The sequence below is a fragment of the Luteolibacter sp. SL250 genome, from assembly GCF_026625605.1.
Lineage (GTDB): Bacteria > Verrucomicrobiota > Verrucomicrobiia > Verrucomicrobiales > Akkermansiaceae > Luteolibacter.
Window position 1 is genome coordinate 1,193,290 of sequence record NZ_CP113054.1, and the last position, 17,372, is coordinate 1,210,661.

21 protein-coding genes are annotated in these 17,372 nt (G+C 62.8%); 11 read left to right on the top strand and 10 right to left on the bottom strand.

Annotation, left to right across the window (positions count from 1 at the left end; genetic code table 11):
- Positions 1-3: 3 nt before the first annotated feature.
- The 3 genes from OVA24_RS05300 to OVA24_RS05310 are packed head-to-tail and all read left to right on the top strand — an operon-like array spanning position 4 to position 3,505.
- Entirely contained in the window at positions 4-1,869 is a 1,866-nt protein-coding gene (locus OVA24_RS05300) for a hypothetical protein (protein ID WP_267674149.1), read from the top strand.
- Positions 1,870-1,877: 8 nt separating this feature from the next.
- Positions 1,878-2,708 carry a PA14 domain-containing protein gene (locus tag OVA24_RS05305; RefSeq protein ID WP_267674150.1) on the top strand — a complete coding sequence of 277 codons (831 nt, stop codon included), beginning with the start codon at positions 1,878-1,880 and terminating at the stop codon, positions 2,706-2,708.
- A 5-nt stretch (positions 2,709-2,713) separates the two neighbouring features.
- Positions 2,714-3,505, top strand: coding sequence for a PA14 domain-containing protein (locus OVA24_RS05310; protein WP_267674151.1), 792 nt, complete (start codon positions 2,714-2,716; stop codon positions 3,503-3,505).
- Between the two features lie 6 nt (positions 3,506-3,511).
- Here the strand turns inward: OVA24_RS05310 and OVA24_RS05315 are convergent, their stop codons facing one another.
- A complete protein-coding gene (locus OVA24_RS05315; protein WP_267674152.1) occupies positions 3,512-3,988 on the bottom strand; it encodes a SixA phosphatase family protein in 477 nt (158 codons plus the stop codon).
- A gap of 25 nt (positions 3,989-4,013) precedes the next feature.
- The gene (fabG, locus tag OVA24_RS05320; protein WP_267674153.1) at positions 4,014-4,760 is read right to left on the bottom strand and encodes a 3-oxoacyl-[acyl-carrier-protein] reductase; all 747 of its coding nucleotides are present in this window, start codon (positions 4,758-4,760) and stop codon (positions 4,014-4,016) included.
- Positions 4,761-5,107: 347 nt separating this feature from the next.
- Between fabG and OVA24_RS05325 the strand changes: the two genes are divergently transcribed.
- Positions 5,108-5,920, top strand: coding sequence for a thymidylate synthase (locus OVA24_RS05325; protein WP_267674154.1), 813 nt, complete (start codon positions 5,108-5,110; stop codon positions 5,918-5,920).
- An 11-nt stretch (positions 5,921-5,931) separates the two neighbouring features.
- Complete coding sequence (locus OVA24_RS05330) at positions 5,932-6,453, top strand: dihydrofolate reductase (protein ID WP_267674155.1); 522 nt, start codon at positions 5,932-5,934, stop codon at positions 6,451-6,453.
- On the opposite strand, the gene OVA24_RS05335 is transcribed toward OVA24_RS05330, so the two are convergent.
- The 3 genes from OVA24_RS05335 to OVA24_RS05345 all read right to left on the bottom strand — a co-directional run bounded on the left by OVA24_RS05335 (position 6,398) and on the right by OVA24_RS05345 (position 9,836).
- Entirely contained in the window at positions 6,398-7,246 is an 849-nt protein-coding gene (locus tag OVA24_RS05335; protein WP_267674156.1) for an RDD family protein, read from the bottom strand. The genes OVA24_RS05330 and OVA24_RS05335 overlap by 56 nt on opposite strands.
- Positions 7,247-7,250: 4 nt before the next feature.
- Entirely contained in the window at positions 7,251-8,825 is a 1,575-nt protein-coding gene (locus OVA24_RS05340; RefSeq protein ID WP_267674157.1) for an ABC transporter permease, read from the bottom strand.
- Between the two features lie 99 nt (positions 8,826-8,924).
- Positions 8,925-9,836, bottom strand: coding sequence for a ParB/RepB/Spo0J family partition protein (locus OVA24_RS05345; protein WP_267674158.1), 912 nt, complete (start codon positions 9,834-9,836; stop codon positions 8,925-8,927).
- Between the two features lie 131 nt (positions 9,837-9,967).
- On the opposite strand from OVA24_RS05345, the gene OVA24_RS05350 reads away from it, so the two are divergent.
- Together OVA24_RS05350 and OVA24_RS05355 are read left to right on the top strand one after the other, a co-directional pair.
- Complete coding sequence (locus OVA24_RS05350) at positions 9,968-10,594, top strand: hypothetical protein (protein ID WP_267674159.1); 627 nt, start codon at positions 9,968-9,970, stop codon at positions 10,592-10,594.
- Positions 10,595-10,606: 12 nt separating this feature from the next.
- A complete protein-coding gene (locus OVA24_RS05355) occupies positions 10,607-11,173 on the top strand; it encodes an SET domain-containing protein (protein ID WP_267674160.1) in 567 nt (188 codons plus the stop codon).
- Positions 11,174-11,257: 84 nt separating this feature from the next.
- On the opposite strand, the gene OVA24_RS05360 is transcribed toward OVA24_RS05355, so the two are convergent.
- Both OVA24_RS05360 and OVA24_RS05365 read right to left on the bottom strand, forming a co-directional pair.
- Positions 11,258-11,812: a GNAT family N-acetyltransferase gene (locus OVA24_RS05360; protein WP_267674161.1), complete on the bottom strand. Its 555-nt coding sequence runs from the start codon at positions 11,810-11,812 to the stop codon at positions 11,258-11,260.
- A gap of 83 nt (positions 11,813-11,895) precedes the next feature.
- Positions 11,896-12,828 carry a DUF6268 family outer membrane beta-barrel protein gene (locus tag OVA24_RS05365; protein ID WP_267674162.1) on the bottom strand — a complete coding sequence of 311 codons (933 nt, stop codon included), beginning with the start codon at positions 12,826-12,828 and terminating at the stop codon, positions 11,896-11,898.
- Between the two features lie 49 nt (positions 12,829-12,877).
- Between OVA24_RS05365 and OVA24_RS05370 the strand changes: the two genes are divergently transcribed.
- Entirely contained in the window at positions 12,878-13,177 is a 300-nt protein-coding gene (locus tag OVA24_RS05370) for an MGMT family protein (RefSeq protein ID WP_267674163.1), read from the top strand.
- A 37-nt stretch (positions 13,178-13,214) separates the two neighbouring features.
- Here OVA24_RS05370 and OVA24_RS05375 read toward each other — a convergent pair whose 3' ends face one another.
- From OVA24_RS05375 to OVA24_RS05385, 3 genes are all read right to left on the bottom strand, one after another.
- The gene (locus OVA24_RS05375) at positions 13,215-13,547 is read right to left on the bottom strand and encodes a hypothetical protein (protein WP_267674164.1); all 333 of its coding nucleotides are present in this window, start codon (positions 13,545-13,547) and stop codon (positions 13,215-13,217) included.
- 12 nt (positions 13,548-13,559) lie between these two features.
- Positions 13,560-14,180, bottom strand: coding sequence for a hypothetical protein (locus tag OVA24_RS05380; protein WP_267674165.1), 621 nt, complete (start codon positions 14,178-14,180; stop codon positions 13,560-13,562).
- 115 nt (positions 14,181-14,295) lie between these two features.
- Positions 14,296-14,709 carry an RrF2 family transcriptional regulator gene (locus tag OVA24_RS05385; protein ID WP_267674166.1) on the bottom strand — a complete coding sequence of 138 codons (414 nt, stop codon included), beginning with the start codon at positions 14,707-14,709 and terminating at the stop codon, positions 14,296-14,298.
- Here OVA24_RS05385 and cysE point away from each other — a divergent pair.
- From cysE to OVA24_RS05400, 3 genes are all read left to right on the top strand, one after another.
- A complete protein-coding gene (cysE, locus tag OVA24_RS05390; RefSeq protein ID WP_267674167.1) occupies positions 14,708-15,547 on the top strand; it encodes a serine O-acetyltransferase in 840 nt (279 codons plus the stop codon). The genes OVA24_RS05385 and cysE overlap by 2 nt on opposite strands.
- Before the next feature lie 4 nt (positions 15,548-15,551).
- Positions 15,552-16,526 carry a hypothetical protein gene (locus OVA24_RS05395; protein ID WP_267674168.1) on the top strand — a complete coding sequence of 325 codons (975 nt, stop codon included), beginning with the start codon at positions 15,552-15,554 and terminating at the stop codon, positions 16,524-16,526.
- A gap of 421 nt (positions 16,527-16,947) precedes the next feature.
- Complete coding sequence (locus tag OVA24_RS05400; RefSeq protein WP_267674169.1) at positions 16,948-17,253, top strand: type II toxin-antitoxin system RelE/ParE family toxin; 306 nt, start codon at positions 16,948-16,950, stop codon at positions 17,251-17,253.
- Positions 17,254-17,372 lie beyond the last annotated feature (119 nt).

Below are 17,372 nucleotides of genomic sequence, written 5' to 3' on the forward strand. Positions count from 1 at the left end.
GCCATGAAACGTCCCATCGCCACCCATTTCCTGTTCGCGGGCCTGATCGCCTCCGCCCTCCCGGCGGCGGCGCAGGAGAAAAAGGAACGCTCCGTGCAGACCACGGCCTACCAGACCAGCGTCTCCCAGGAGCAGCTCCGTGCGACGACCCGCAGGCTGAAAGGTGAGATGGCGGGTTTGCTGGAGGAGTTCAGCCGCTACCAGGCGGCATCGGGGGAGTTGAAAAAACTCACCGAGGCCCTGGGCGAACTCGATGTCGTCACGGAGCAGGACATGGTCGCCGTCGTGAAGATCCTCCGCGAGGCCAGCCGGATCGAGACGCTGGACGAGTCGAAGGCAAAGCTGGTCGAGGCCAGCAGCGGCCAGAAGGAGATCCAGGCGCTGCTCCGCGCGGTCGCCGACCGCCTTACCCTGCAGAAGGAGGAGGCGGAAATGCAGAAGCGGCTGGACAACCTGGCCCTGCGGCAGATGGCGAACCTGCGCGACACGAAGCGCCTCGCTGAAACCGGCGACAAGCCGGAGAAAGTGAAGCATGAACTCCTGCAGGTGCGGGAGATGAGCAAGTCCGAGCAGGAAGCGATCAAGAAGGAGATCGCCATGACCATGGACGCCCTGAAGAATCTCGCGGAAAAGTCCGAGTCTCCGGACAAGGAGGCATTTGAGAAGGCGTTGAAGGACGGCGAGCAGAACCTCATCCGCAACCAGGCCGAACAGGCGGCGGAAAGCGTGAAGACGGATTTCGCCGAGGCCGTGAAGCAGCAGGAGGAGCTGCTCAAGAACATCAAGCAGATGACGGAGAACCTCCAGCAACGGAAGTCCGCGGAGGAACAGTCCCGCGAACTGGCGGAGAAAATGGACCAGTTGGCTGACAAGCAGGAACAGCTTGCGAAGAAGCTGACGGAAGGCTGGGGGAATGAGAACAAGCAGGCCGTCCGCAAGGAGCAGGAGAAGCTCACCGACCAGATGGAACTGGCGGAGGAGAGCCTGCAGAAACTCAACCCGGACGCCGCTTCCAAAGTGGAGCAGGCGAAGCAGGAATCCTCCGAGGTTGCCGAGAAGATCCGTGACAAGCAGGCGATGGAGAACATCGACAACGTGGCGAAGGCCACGGATTCGCAGAAGGCCGTGGCGGAGAAACTGGAACAGGCCGGTGAGATGCTCCAGCAACAGGCGGACGCCCTTGCCGGGAACGAGGCGCAGCAGCAACAGGGTCAGGACAGCCAGCAGTCTTCCGAAGAGATGAGCCAGCAGCAGGAGGCCATCTCCAACGCGGTCGACCAGATCATGGAGGCGAAGAACCAGATGGAACTCGCCAAACGCCAGCTCCGGGACGGCAGTGATCAGGCGGATGCGAGGAAGCGGCTCGACAGCGCCCAGCAGATGCTCGATCAGGCGCAGCAGGACGTGGCGAAGGCGGGTGAGTCGGTCGAGAAATTCGTCCAGGAGGAGCTGAAAAAGGCGGACGAGGGGATTGCCAAAACCGAGGAAGGAATCGGTGTCGGCTCGAAGCAGGATCAGGAAAAGTCCCGGTGGAACCTGGACCGGGCGGAGGGCAACGCGAACCTCGCGCTCACCGGTCTCCAGCGCGCCGCCAACCGGCTTGCCGCGAAGCAGGGGCAGCAGCAGGGCGAACAGCAGCAGGCCAACCAGCAGAACAAGGGTGATTCCTCCCGTCAGGACACCAACGGCCCTGCGGGCCCGATGGGCAGGCAGAAGGAGGAGACCTCCGGAGTGTCCGCCGTGTCAAAGGGCGGCGGCGGCCAGCGTGAGGCGCTTTCCTTGCTGCAGCAGGAAAAAGCACCCACCGAGTACGAGGCCATGGTCCAGCAATACATCCGCAATCTGGCGGAGGCGGCGAACCAGGAGTGATGAACGACATGATGAGGACACGGACGACAGAACGGAAATCGCGATGGTGCGGGGCGGCATGGCTCGCATCCCTGCTGGCACTCGCCCCGGCGGGAATTTCCGCGCAGGAGAACTCCAGCCTCTTCGGCTCCAGCGAGAAAGACGCGGCCGGTCTGATCGCGATCATCTATGATCTCAAACAGACCCAGTCCATGCAGCCGTCGAAGATCACCGCGGAGACGTATCCCGGGGTCGTGCAGGACTTCCTGGCGAAAGGCTGGGATGAGGTGGTGCTGAACAAGTTTTTCCGGGTCACCCGGCCGCTCTACTCCACGCAGATCTTCATCCCCGGCATGGATGCCGGAGCCGCGCCGAAGGCGTACGGCGTGGACAAGGTGATGAAGGCGTCCTGCTGGGTCATCCACTACAAGGGGCAGGTGTCCCCGCCGGAGGACGGCACCTACCGCTTCGTCGCCTATGCGGATGACGCCATCGCCGTGGCGGTGAACAACAAGACCGTCTGCATCGGTGCGCGGCATGACATGCGTCTGGAGAAGGTCTGGCAGACGAATGAAAAGAAGGGCGCGAAAGCCTTCAACGGTGAACTCATCTACGGTGAATGGGTGACACTGAAGAAGGACGAACCGGTCGATCTGGACGTGCTGGTGGGCGAGCGCCCCGGCGGTGACTTCTGCGCCTTCCTGCTCTACCAGAAGCAGGGCGAAACTTACCAGACGGACAAGGACGGCCACCCGATCCTGCCTGTGTTCCAGCTCGCCCCCATGGAGATCCCGGACAAGGACCGCGGGAAGTACCCGCCGTTCTCCCGTGCTTCGGAAACCTGGCAACAATACCGCTGACCCGCATGATGAAACGCGCCACCGCCGTGTTCATGGCCCTCCTCTGCGGCGGTGCCGCCGCCGCGGAACAGGCCGGTTCCGTCTTCGGTTCCGCGGAGAAATCCGCCGGGGCGATGATCGGCATCTTCTACGACCTCAAGCAGAACCAGCGCCGCCAGCCGGTGAAGGTGAACTACCTCCAGACCCTGGGCGAGTTCCTCGACAGCGGTTGGGATGAGAACGTGCTGAGCCGCTTCTTCCGCGGGACGAAGCCCGTCTATGCGACGGACGTCTTCATCCCCACCATGAGCGCCGGGGCCGCCCCGGAGGCGTTCGACCTGAAGGATGTCGTGCAGCCCATGAGCTGGTTCGTCATCTACAAGGCGCAGGTCTCCCCGCCGGAGGACGGCACGTACCGCTTCGTCGGTGCATCGGACGACGTGATGGCCGTCGGCGTGAATGGCCGGACCGTCCTCGTTTCCCACTACATGGGCACGGCCAACACCAGCAAATGGCGGCAGCAGGATCCCAAGGAAAACACGAAAGCCTGGGCCGGTGAACTTAGGCGCGGTGATTGGTTCGAGGCGAAGAAGGACCAGCCCATCGATCTGGACATCCTCATCGGCGAGTATCCGGGAAACATCTTCGCCGCCTGGCTGCTCATCGAGAAAAAGGGAGCCACCTACCCCATGGTGGATGACCGCTACGGCAGGCAGATCGCCCTGCCGGTGTTCCAGGTGAAGCCACGGCAGATCACCCCAAAGGAAAACGATCCTCCGTTCACCACGGACGGCGTCCCATGGACCTGCCACCAGTGAGGGGCCTCAGAGATTCCCGACGATGGCTGGAGGGGCCAGGAAAATGAGCGTGCCGTGCTTGGAAGGCGGATGGACCCTGACACAGGCGAGCGAGCCTTTCTTCATCTCGATGGCGTTGCCGCGGGCGCCCAGCAGCCACTGGATCAGTTCGGAGAGGTCGGGTTCATGGCCGATGACGGCCACTCGCCCGAATTCACGGTAGGCCGTCAGTTCGTTGAGCGCGGTGTCCGGGTGCATGCCCGCCGCCAGCCATGGGACGACCGTGGGTGCGGGCAGTCCGGCGGCGGCGCAGAACTCGTCCGCGGTCTGGCGGGCACGCGCCAGCGGGCTGCACAACACCAGTTCCGGCAACATGCCGGAGGATTTCAGGAGGTGGCCGGCATCCCGTGACTGGATCCGGCCTTTCTCCAGCAGTTCCCGTCCTGCGTCACCGGATGGATGGTGGTCCTCCGCTTTCCCGTGGCGCAGTATGATGAGTTCCATGATCCTCCAATATGGCACCGCCACCTCACATTGTCATCCCGCCATCGACCGCCAGCACCTGGCCGGTGATGTAGCGTGCGGACGGACTGGCGAGGAAGGCCACCGCTTCCGCGATGTCCTTCGTGTTGCCGAAGGTCGCCAGCGGGATCTTGCCGATCACGGCTTCCTTCACGGCTTCCGGCAGCTCGTCGGTCATGTCCGTGGTGATGAAGCCGGGGGCGATGGCGTTGCAGGTCACCTGGCGGCCCGCCAGTTCCCGTGCGACGGCCTTGGTGAAGCCGATGAGGCCGGCCTTCGATGCGGAGTAGTTCGCCTGGCCCGCGTTGCCGATGAGGCCGATGACGGAGGCGATGTTGATGATGCGGGCGTCCTCCGCCTTCATCAGCACGCGCATGAAGCCCTTCACGGTGTTGAAGGCGCCCTTCAGGTTCGTGTCCAGCACGGTGTCCCAGTCCTCTTCCTTCATCCGCATGAGCAGGCCGTCACGGGTGACACCGGCGTTGTTGACCAGAATGTTCACGGTGCCGAAGTCCTCGCTGATCTTCTTCGCCAGTTCCTGGACGGCGGTGTGGTCCGCCACGTCCACGGCGTAGGCCTTCGCCGAACCGGGAAACTCCGCGTTGATCTCGTCCGCGGCTTTTCCGCAGCTCGATTCACTGCGGCTGACCACCGCGACCTTCGCGCCTTCCGCGGCGAGCGCGCGGGCGATTTCCTGACCGATTCCCCGGCCGCCTCCGGTGACAACGGCGGTTTTGTTGGCAAAGCGTGACATGCGGCGAGAGTGGGGGGGAGCCGCGCGGGGTGTCAATCCATTGCGGGGTTCACCCGGATGCCGGGACTACGCGGGATTTCCTGCCGGAGAATCCTGAAACCACTGATTTACTGATTCCACTGATTTGAAGAGAGGAACGGATGGCCTTTTGGCAATACTTCCCGGTCTGCATCAGTAAATCAGTGCAATTTGGCTCAGTCTTCAGAAACCGGTTCGCCTATCTCCGCTGCGCTACGATTGTGATAATCCTTTTTCAAATTCCGGTTTGAGCTTCCGGCATTAGGTAGCTCTGACGGGAGTAAGGTAGGTCATGGACAATCCGCCCGCCCCTGCCTACCTTGCGCGCCATGAAGGCGTATCTGGAACTCATGCGGGATGTCCTGGTGAACGGCGAGCACCGTGCCGACCGGACGGGGACGGGGACCATCTCGGTTTTCGGCAGGCAGGCCAGGTATGATCTCCGCGAGGGCTTCCCCTGTGTGACGACCAAGAAGCTCCACCTGCGCTCCATCATCCACGAGCTGCTGTGGTTCCTGAAAGGGGAGACGAACACCCGCTACCTCACCGAAAACGGCGTCACCATCTGGGACGAGTGGGCCGATGAGAACGGCGACCTCGGCCCGGTGTATGGCAGGCAATGGCGATCCTGGCCGACCGCCGACGGCCGCACCGTCGATCAGATCCGCATGCTGGTGGACGGCCTGAAAGGCAACCCGCACTCCCGCCGCCACATCGTCTCCGCGTGGAATGTCGGCCAGCTCAACCAGATGGCCCTGCCACCGTGCCACCTCCTTTTCCAATTTTACGTCCATGAACCGGTGGATGGCGGAAAGCCCGGCCTGTCCTGCCAGCTATACCAGCGCAGCGCGGACCTGTTCCTCGGCGTGCCGTTCAACATCGCCTCCTATGCGCTGCTGACGGAGATGGTCGCGCACGTCTGCGGCTTCGAGGCCCGTGACTTCGTCCACACCTTCGGCGACGTCCACGTCTATCAGAACCACCTGGAGCAGGCGCAGCTCCAGCTTTCCCGCGAGCCGCGGAAGCTGCCGAAGCTCTGGATCAACCCGGAGATCACGGACCTGGATGCGTTCACCTTCGACGACTTCCGCCTGGACAACTATGACCCGCATCCGGCGATCAAGGCCCCTGTCGCGATCTGAGCATGGAGGCCATGAGCGTGCAACTGACAGCGGTGGTGGCGATGACGGCGGATCGGGTCATCGGAAAGGATGGCACCCTGCCGTGGCACCTGCCGGAGGACCTGAAATTTTTCAAACGCACCACATCAGGCCACCCCATCGTCATGGGGCGGAAAACCTACGAATCCATCGGCAGACCGCTGCCGAAGCGGCGGAACATCGTCCTCACCCGGGACCGCGGATGGTCCGCGGAGGGGGTGGAGGTGATCCATGCCCCAGAGGAACTACAGGATCTGCCCGGGCTGGACGGGCGTGTGTTCGTCATCGGCGGGGCGGAGATCTACCGTGCGTTCACCCCGTTGCTGGACGACTGGCTGGTGAGCCATGTGGCGGAGAGCTACGACGGGGACACGCGGCTCGCGCCATTCGAGGCGGAGTTTCCCGCTTGGGAAACCGTGGAGACTTTCCCGGAGTTCGAGGTGCGGCGCTGGAGCCGCGTCACTGGTCCCGCCGGGGCAGCGACCACGGGGGATTCTTCTCCAGCATCTCCTTGAGCGGCTTTCCTTGCTCCGTGTTCAGGTCCTTGGCCATCAGTTTCATGACCACCGGACTGATCACGCCGAACTGGAGTTGCAGCGCACCGAAGAAGGCGCACACCAGCGTCACGACCTTCCATGCCACGAACGGTTTCGGGTCCACCCGGTGTTTGCCGACGTGATCCCATACCGGAGCGCCGATGCGTTTCGTGGTGAATGCGCTCAGCGCCATGCAGAACAGCAACACATAGGGGATGGCGAAGCCGATGCCGATGAAATACACCCGGAGCGCGCGGCGGGTGGACTGACCCAGTGTGAGGTGGGAGCCATCCAGGTTGGTTACCTTCAGTCCGAGCAGCCACTTGCCCGGGGTCCTGCCAAAGCGGTGGATCAGCAGGGTCTCGATCACGAACCAGGGTACGAGACGGGTCATCGCCACCATGGGATTGGTGAACAGGGCCTCGATGTTGCGGCCGGTGAGCCACATCAGGAACCACCAGATGCCGACATAGAGATAGATGTCGAACCAGCGCGCCCAGAAGCGGCGCAGGATGCGCGGTTTCCCAAGGACGACCGGCGGGATTGGAGGCAGGGGTGGAGGCCCCGGCTGCGGCGTTGGTTCCACCGGTTCCGGCTTTTTGATGAACTCATCCCGGAACAGGGAGATCTCGGAGAGCGTGGTCCAGGCGGGGAGGCCCTCATGCCATGCCGGGCTGGATGCCTCCAGGTCCCCGGTGCCGATCCTGCGGCGGATCTCGTAGTCGTGGAACGGGCCGGACTTTTCGCCGTCCTTGATGAGCCAGATTTCCATGGCGTCAGAGGTTGCGCAGGGATTTGGCCGCATCGCTGCGGGCGGCGAAGAACGCGGGCACCAGCGCGGCGAGCGAGCAGAGGACGAAGCCCATCAGCGCGAACATCGCCTGCTCCACCGGGTTGTTGTGCGCGGGCAGCATGTCAAAGCCGGTGAAGTTGGATGAGAAGGGATCGAAACCCACGCTGCGCAGCGCGGACTGGATCTCCGCCCGGAAGCGGATGATCAGGCGTCCGAAGCCGACGCCGAGGATCGCCCCGAGCACACCCAGGATCATGCCTTGGTAAAGGAACACCCGGATGATTTGTGACGGGGTGGCGCCAAGGGCCTTCATCACGCCGATCTCGCGCCGCTTCTGGATGGTCACGGTGAACATGACCGCCATCATCGAGAACGCGGAGATCACGGCGATCAGGCTCAGCACGAAATACATCATCCCGCGCTGCTGGTTGATGAGGAGGAAGAAGCCTTCGTATTGCTCGCCCCAGGTGCCCGCGCGCCAGCCTTCACCCATGTTCCGGATGGCTTCGCGCGCGACGTCGTCGGAAAGGTTCGCGTCCGTGAGGCGCAGGGAGATCCCCTGGACGTTGTTGTCCAGTCCGGCCAGCGCCTGTGCGAGGTGCAGCGGGGCGAACACGTCCGGCGTGTTGGCCATCTGCGAGGATTTGTAGACGCCGATGATCTCCGCCTCCTTCGGCATGACGATGGTCTTCAGGTTCTTGAAGGCCTCGTTGTTCATTTTTTCCGCATCGCTGGTGTCGAGCGCGGTGACCTTCGCGGCGATGGCGTCCCTGGTTTCGGCCGTGACGGTGTATTTTCCCGCCTGCTCGCCGCCATCGGCCGTTTCCATGGCCACCATGATGTCCTGCACCAGGGCGGATTCCTGCTCGCGGATCTCTGACATGCGGAGGCCGTCCAGCATGCCGTAGAGATTCTGGAATTCCTCGAAGGGAAGGGAGAATTTGTCGCCATCGGCCTTCCAACCGGTGGTGAAGGCGTCTTTGATCACCTTCCACTCCTCCGGGTGTTCCTCGCGCAGCGGCGGCTTGTCGGTCGCCTTGTAGGCGTGCATCACCTGGTCGAAGTTGCGGGCGGAGTAGAGCTTGATCTTGCTGCCGATGCCCACATCCATGCCACTGCTGCGGAAGCCGTTGATGAGGGTGGAGGAAACGATCACCCGGTCATCCAGGCCCATGTCCGCTGAGGACTCCGGGAAGTCCACGGTATCCAGCATGTTCTTGAGGCCTTCGATCTGTCCGGGCTTGGTGGTATCCACCCCGTGGAAATAGACCGGCCGTTGGGACGAGCCGATGTCCAGCAGCACGTAGTCCGCCACGTAACCTTCGGCGGATTCGACAAAGGGAAGGGACTTGGCCTTTTCCGCGACCTTGTTCCAGTCCGCCAGTGGGGTGTCAGCCACACCGAGCGCGGGATGACTCAGCAGGACATGGGGGGAAAAGCCGAGCAGGCGGTTCTTCACATCGCGCTCCAGGCCGGAATAGACGGCCATGACCACGACGAGGACCAGCACGCCGAGCATCACGCCGACAAGCGAGATCAGCGTGAAGGAGGAAAGCATCGACCGCCGCGGGTTCAGGTAGCGGCGTGCCAGGAGGAGGCTGAAGGATTTGCGTTTGATGCCGTCTAGCTAAACGCTGCCAGACCATCGGGCAAGCGCCTACTCGCCCTCCGGCAGTCCCAGCAGGTCCAGGATCCGCTGGAGGTCGTCGTCTCCGTAATACTCGATCTCGATGCGGCCTTTCTTCGGCGTGTGGTGGATCGCCACGTGGGTGGCGAACGCCTCACGCAGCCGGTTGGAGATCGCACGGATGTGGATGTCCGTTTCGCGCGGCGTGGGGGCCGCGGGTTTCTTCGGGTCGCCGGAGGGGGCGGATTCACCGGCAAGGAAGGACTGGGCGAGCTTTTCCGCCGCGCGGACGGTGAGCTGGCGCTTCAGGATCTGGTCGGACGCCAGGAGCTGGCTGTCCTGGTCCTTGATGGCGAGGATGGCCTTCGCGTGGCCGACGGAAAGGCGGGCCTGGGCGACGAGGGACTGCACATCCTTGTGCAGGTCCAGCAGGCGCATCGCGTTCGCCACACTGGCGCGGGACTTGCCCACGCGGGCGGCGATTTCTTCCTGCTTCAGGGAAAATTCCTTGGCCAGGCGGACGTAGCCGGTGGCCTCTTCCATCGGGTTGAGTCCCTCGCGCTGGAGGTTCTCGATGAGGGCCATCTCCAGCACATCGCGGTCGGACGCCTCCCGCTCGATGATCGGTGCGGTGGCCAGGCCCAGCTTCTTCGACGCGCGCCAGCGGCGTTCACCGGCGATGAGTTCGTATTTCCCGTCCACCACGCGGACGATGAGCGGTTGGATGATGCCGTGCTGGCGGATGGACTCCACCAGGTCATCCAGCGGGGATTCCACGAACACGGTGCGCGGCTGGAGCGGACTGGGGACGATCTGGTCGAGCGGCACGTCACGCACCCTCTTCGCATCATCCGGGGACGCGGCGGGGTTCTCCGCCGCTTGGGCGCCGGCCTGCTTCTTGATGAGAGCGCCGAGTCCTTTTCCGAGTGCCTGTTTCGCCATGGGGGGAGGATGGTTAGCAGGACGGTCAGGGAAATCCAAGCGGATTCCGGGCGCACTTGACGGAACGGGGGCGCGACGGCATCCATGAGGGCGTGAAATTATCGTGCCCACGACAAATCGCCGGATTTCTGATGATTTCCGCCGTCCTCGCCACAGCCCAGCCTCCGGGCGTCGCCCCGTTGCCCGCCATGCCCGCCGGGGAGGCCGCATCCCAGGTCGCCCCTCCGGCGGTCCTGCAGGCAGCGCAGTCGGCGGTCGCCCAACTGGGTGAGCAGGTTGTCCAGGGCCGCTACCAGGTGGCCGTGGAGCGCATGAATCCACTTTGGAAAGATCGCATGGCTGCACGCATGGGGGGCATCGAGGCGCTGGAGAAGCAGCTTGCGGGCGTTTCCGAACAGATGATCCAGCAGGGCATCACCATCATTTCCTTCGAGCCACAGGGCCAACCCACTTCCTACGAGGTAGGCCCTGGCAAGAAAGTGGAGAATGTCGGCGGGCAGCAGGTGGAAAGCCTCATTTACACGAAATGGCTGGTGCTGGTGCCCACGCTGACGAAGTTCAGGATCTTTCCGAAGGGTTCGCAGAAAGCCGTGGTGATCGAGAGCACCGGCTTCCAGGCCGCCATCTCCGACAAGGACAAGAATGACTGGACCTTCATCGACGGCTCCAGCCTCCCCCAGAGCGAGCTCCGCAAGCTGTTCATCAACCTGCCCCAGGATATCGCGCTGCCCCCGCTCGGGAAACGGGAAGTCCGCTGACCTTCCACCTCCATGGCCAAGAAGAAAACCAACTCCGTGAAGGAGAACAACGACTCCCACAAAAAGCTCCTCGAACTATGGAACCGGGGACAGAGCAAGCTCTGTGAGGTGCGGGATTCCGACATCCATGGCCGGGGCGTCTACGCCTCCACCTTCATCGAGAAGGAGACCCGCATCATCGAATACATCGGTGAACTTATCGGGAAGGATGAGAGCGAGAAGCGCGCCCTGAAACAGCATGAGAAGTCCGTCGAGTCCGGCGACGCCGCGGTCTATATCTTCACCTTGTCGAAGAACTACGACATCGACGGCAACGTCCCCTGGAACACGGCGCGCCTCATCAACCATTCCTGCAATCCCAACTGCGAGGCATGGATCGTCGGGCGGAAGATTTTCATCTACTCCCTCCGGGACATCCAGAAAGGGGAGGAACTCAGCTTCGACTACGGCTTCGACATCGAGTGCTACGAGGACCACCTCTGCCGCTGTGGCTCCGCGGAGTGCATCGGCTACATCGTCGCCCAGGCGCAGTGGCCGGACCTGCGGAAGCGGCTGGAGGAAAAGGCGGGCAGGGCGTAGCGAACCTCGTGAGAAGTTCGGCTGGGCGGACCCTCCATCACCTGATGGCGGCAATCCCGGGAGAGGTCCCCACCACTTCCGTGGCTAGGCCACCCGCGCATACACCCTCGTGTCCCGCAGGTGTCCGGCGGGATTGAGCCGCTCATTGCGCAGCATTCCTTCAAGCTGGAATCCCGCGCGCTCCGCGACCTTCCAGCTTGCCGTGTTCCGGTCATCCGTGGTGAGGAACACCCGGTTCGCGCCCAGCTTCTCCAGAGCATGGTCCGCCAGAGCACGCACGGCTTCCGTGATGTAGCCGCAGCCACTGAACGCAGCGTGCCCCCAGTAGCCGATCTCGAATTTCCCCGCTTTCCAGTCCGCGTCATGCAACCCGCTGCCACCGACGAGCGAACCGCACTCTTTCCGGAAAACGAGGGCCATCAGGTCTTCGTTGCGGAGGAACCTCCCGTGGGCCAAGCGGCAGCTTTCCTCGGATTCCTCAACGGTCGGCGGCGGAGTCACCCACACCAGCCAAGGAGCAAGGCGTTCCATGGAGGCATGGATGGCGGCATTGAAAACCGCTCCATCCCCCGGTCGTGCCGTCCGGATGATGAGGCGCTCCGTTTCGATCTGTTGCGGAAGTGTTGTAAGAATGCCCATGGCGGGAAAAACGAATGGCCTGGGGGCCGGAAATGAAAAGCGGCGGAACCCGGATGGGCACCGCCGCATTCCGGAACAAAAAATCACCACACGTTCAGACGCAGGGCGATTTCGCCGAACCATCCTTCATCCATGTCGTCGTTGTAGGCGCGGTTGCCGCTGGGGCTCTTGATCTCGATTTCGTTCATCACGGTGACACCGCCACCGACGCGGAGCCAGAGGTCGCCACCGAGGCGGCGGTCCGCGAACAGGCCCACGCGATAGGAGTCCAGATCCAGCGTGGTGGAATTTCCTGCGGCATCCCGGATGTTCCATTCATCCCCTGCGGCGTAGCCCCGCAGGCTGAACTCCCAGTTTTCATCGGGGGTGTAGCTGGCGGTGACATCCGGTCCCAGAACCCCGACGCGGAAGGTGTCGCTGATTTTCCAGTCGAGCACCGGCCCGATCATGTAATCCTCATCGTTGTTGAGGTTGATGGCCGCGACGCCGAGGCCGAAGGTGAGGCGGTCGCTGAACTTGTAGGCGGCACCGGCGATCACATCGAAAGTCACGTCATCGTCGTTGATATGTTGGAAATCCGTTGCCAGCTCCGCACGCGCCCACCCGGCGAAGATCCATGGGGATCCTTCCTGGTTGTAGAGCACATAGGAACTGAGCGCGATGGAGTGGACGTCCTCATCCTCGATCGGGAATCCGGCGGGGGTGTCCTTCCAGTTCAGGCGCGTCGCCTTGTACTGGATCATCGGCAGCAGGGTCAGGTCATTGGTCACCTCGATGGGGCCGGAGAGCACGCTGCGCGCGTCGAGCGTGAAGGTCTCCAGTTCACCGGGGGTGTCATCCAGATCCATGCCACCGGCATGGCTGAAGGAAGCTTTGACGAAATCAAGGCCCGGGAACAACGGCCCGGCCGGGCTGTCGGAGCGGGACTCCGTGATGACGGTGGAGGAGGTGGGTCCTGCGGCGGCCGTACAGGCCATCGCGGCGGACAACAGGGCGATTGCGGTTTTACGAGGCATAGCGCAGTTTCACCCAATGTTAGGGAATCGCAAGCCAACGGATTTCGAAATGTTGGTTTATGAAATCGTGCGGAAAGTCCCGCGCGGCGCCGTGACCACCTATGGGCGCGTCACGGAACGGTTGGGACGGGGGACGGCCAGATCCGTAGGCACCGCCCTGTCAAAGAATCCGTTCGCGCCGGAGGTGCCCTGCCACCGGGTGGTGAGGGCGGATGGCAGTCTGGGAGGTTTCGATGGCCATACCTCCGGCCCGCGCCTGCAGGACAAGAGGCGGATGCTGGAGGAGGAAGGCGTCACGTTCCTGCCGGACGGGCGCGTCTCCCCCGCTTGCATCCGGGATGCCGGTTAGAAGCCTGGCGAAGCAGCCACGTGTACCCGACGGGCTGTTAGATCACCTCCAGCAGCCGCAGAGACCAAGCGATGACGGCCGCGGTGGCCAGCACCAGCATGAACAGCAACACCAGGCTCATGCTCTGAGCCCGCATCACGTTCCGGTACTGCTTGCGCGTGGCGAGCGTCTGCTCGTACTGGTTGAGACGCTCACGTTCCTCCAGTCCTGGGAGTGGAGGCATGGTGCGTTCCTGCTCCAGCTTTTCGTTCAGGAGTTTCTTCGGTACGCCAGCCAGCTTCTTCTCCGCCTGGAGCAGGAGCTTGTGCTTTTCGCGGATGCTTTCCAGTTCCGCTTCGTCCTTGAAGAGAGACGGCGTTTGCGATTTCATAGAAACGGAAGATTACTTCACCAGATAGGCCAGTAGGGCGAGCGCCCCCAGAACGACGACCGGAAGATTGAAGGCGAGGCCGTTCTTGAAGTTCACGCTGAACTCGGAGGAGGTGCTCTTGGCGGCGCGGGCGCGTTTCGATGCCCGGCCGAAAATGGCGCCGCTGCGGCCATTCTCGAAGTGGGCCGCCGCCTGGTCGTATTCGTCCGCCGCGATGTCGGTGGCCATGGTCGCCCGCTCAAGCTTTTCCGCGAGATTCTCCCGGGTCCAGTTCTCCGGGTTGAACTTCTGGATCTTGTCCAGGTGCGCGGCGAAGCAGACGCGGCATTGCTCCAGTTCGTCCGCCTCCTGGCGGATCGCGTAGAGCTCACGGTCGATCAGCACGAGCGCGTTGGAGAGCTTTTCGGTCAGTTCGACCTGTTGCGTCAGGAACGAACGCTTGCGGGCGGTCAGCTCCTCGAGCTCCCGCTTCTTGCGCTCCAGTTCCTCACGTTCCTGCTGGATGCGGCCGAGTTCCGCCTCCGCCGCCTTCAGCTTGTTGTCATAGTCATCCACACGCTGGTTGCCGGACTGCATCTCCAGTTGGGTGGAACGGAGTTTGATGTGGTGGGTGTGTTCTGCGGGTGCGGACATGACGGGAAAGGGGATGAGGGCAGCCCCGTCCTTACCGCAAATCGTCAATTTCGGCCAGTGAAATAATCTGGAAACCTAAAGGATCGGCCTCCGTCGCCTTCCGCCAACCGTTCCCTCAGATGTAGAACATCGGCGCGCCCTGTCCGGAAACCATGCTTTCCAGTGAGATCTTGTCCAGCGACGCACGCAGGTTCACCGAGACATTCTCCCAGGCCAGGCGCACGGCGGCTCCGGATTCACCCTCGGTGGAAACCCCGCACTGGAGTACGGAGGGATCCACCGCCTCCACGATCTGGCGCAGGGAAATGGCGTCCGCAGGACGGGCGAGGAGGTATCCGCCGGCCTTTCCGCGCCGGCTGTCCACCAGTCCGGCACGGCGCAGGTCATTGAGGATCTGCACGAGGAAATTTCCCGATACGGCTTCCCGTTGCGCCATTTCCTCAAGCCGTGTAAGACTCCTCCCGTCATGGACCTTCGCGAGCTGGGCGAGGGCCCTGCATGCGTATTCCAATTTCTGCGAGATCTTCATGAGCGAATCCCAACACATCGGCGGTCCACCCGCCAGCACGATCGGTGTCAATGATCTATGGGAATCCCTCCGGTCCGAAGCGGCGGTCATCCGGGAGAGCGAGCCGCATCTCGCCCACTTGCTGGAGGACGTCATCATTTCCCGTGAAAGCATGGGGGCTGCCCTGGGCGCGCGGCTTTCCCGCAGGCTGGCCCGGGAGGACATGCCCAGGCAGAGCATGGAGCCGATGCTGACGGAGGTATTCGAAAAGCATCCGCTCACGGTCTGCGCCGCTTCACGGGACCTGCTGGCCATGTTCGAGCGGGATCCCGCGTGCTTCTCCCCGCTGGAGCCGTTGCTTTTCTTCAAGGGCTTCCTGGCCCTCAGCACCTACCGGGTGTCCCACCAGCTCTGGTTGGACGGACGGCGCTGGCTTGCGCTGTATCTCCAGAGCCTGGCGAGCGAGGCGTTCGCCGTGGACATCCACCCGGCGGCCACCATCGGCAGCGGCATCCTGCTGGACCATGCCACCTCCTTCGTCGTCGGTGAAACGGCGATCATCGAGGATGACGTCTCCATCCTCCATGAGGTGACGCTGGGTGGGACCGGAAAACAAACGGGGGCCCGCCATCCCATCGTCCGGTCCGGCGTTCTCATCGGCGCCGGGGCGAAGATCCTCGGCCGCGTGGAGATCGGCACCGGCGCGAAGGTCGGCGCTGGCAGCGTGGTCCTCAACGACGTCCCACCCCACAAGACCGTCGCCGGTGTCCCGGCGGTGGTCGTCGGCCAGTCCCGCGAGGAAAACCCCGCGATCGAGATGAACCAGCGGCTCGACTGCATGAACGGATACGGAATCTGAGAAAATGAAGCGCACCCTCATTCTGGCGGCCTGCTGCCTGTCCCTCCCCTCCTGCGACAAGGCGAAGGAGATCGCCTCCAAGGCCCAGGTGGCGGTGGAGGAAGTGGGCGCGGACCTGACCGAACGCATGAACGGCGCGGGGACGGAGGTCCCGCCGGACGCCGACCTCCAGGCATTGGTGGACCATACCGCGGAAGGCTACCTTTTCAGGAAAGATCTTCCGTTTCCTTCCCATCTCACGGTGCGGGTGGTGGAGAAATCCAGGATCAAGGGGAGGTATTTCGAGACGAGCCTGCTCGGGTCCGGTGGGGCGCCCATTTCCGGTGAGTTTGAGAACCGGCGGGAACTGGAACTGCGCTCCGGCATGATCTCCGTCACCTCCCGTGATCGCACCTTCCTTCCGGAGAATCTCCCGGAAGGAACGGATCCTGAGGAGGCGAAGAAGGTCGTCCGGAAAGGTGACAGGAAGGACTACGTGCGGAAGGATGGGAAATGGGCCCCGTCCGGGACCGCGCGGGATTTCTCCTCCATGGCGGCGGCCGGTACGGATCCCGGGCCGGGTTTATCGGACGACTGCATCATGCCCCGGCCGTTCTGGTTCGGGAAAAAGCGCCTTCAGCCCGGGGATGAGGTGGTGCTGTCCGGCCCCCACCTCGGCATGGTGGCTTTCCAAGGTGCGAAAGGGGAGATCCGCCTGAAATTCATCGGACCGGAGACGGTGGGAGGCCATCCCTGTGGCGCGTTTTCCCTTTCCGGACTCGTGGACAGTGCCGGAAGCGGCCTATTGGGTGACGATGTGAAGGAGGGACGGATTTCCATCAGCTCGGGGAAACTCTGGTTTTCACTGATCCATCCCGTGGTCCTGAAGGAGGAATGGGACGCCGTCATCACCGCGAAATCCGGCGACGGCAAGAGCCTCTCCAGCCAGTTGCAGGGCAGCGCCTCCGTGCGGGTCGAGCGTGAGTGGCTCCCCCAGTAAGGAGGGAGGACATTGCGGCAGAGCCGCTATGTCCGCTGCGCTCCCATTCCTGTCCTCCGGCTGCAACCGGAACCCTTGGCCACAAGGCACCGCACACCATCCGCAAGGGCCGCTGTGCCGCCTTGACCTCCTCGTGGCCGTGGGGGAGACTCTGTTCCATGAACGTGAACCTCGCTCCCACGCTCGAACAGTTCGTCCGCGACAAAATCGGGCAGGGTGCCTACGCATCGGCGGACGAGGTCATTGCCGCGAGTCTGGCGATGATGTGCTCGGGGGAAGACGGAACATGGAGGGCCAGTGCACGGGAAAAAATCCGTGAAGGACTCGAATCCGCACGCGCGGGGAGGGTTCACTCCCCGGAAGACGTTGCCTCCCGGATGGAGGAACGGAAGGAAATGTGGCGGAAAATAAAAAATGGGGAATGAGCGTTTTCGTTCTCAGTGACGAAGCCTTGTCCGATCTGTTCGACGCATGGTCGTTCGTGGCGAATGACCATCCCATCGCGGCGGACAAATTGGAGCAGGACATCCTTCGCGCTTGTGCCTTGCTTGCCCGGCATCCCGGCATCGGGCACCGCCGCGCGGACCTATATGACGATGATTCCGTCCGCTTTCATCCGGTGCGGACGTGGTATCTCGTGGTCTATGAATGGAACACCACCCCATTGAGCATTGTCCGTATTTTGCATGGTTCCAGGGATGTCATCCGGGAGTTGGGAGACGGATGAACCTCTCGTAAAGAGGCGGGACAAAGGCGGCACTTCTGCAACTCAACTGGGTCCAACGTCGCCGGATCGCGAGGCGTCGCGGAGGATTGATAAAATTCTTCCAAGACTTCCGGATTTCG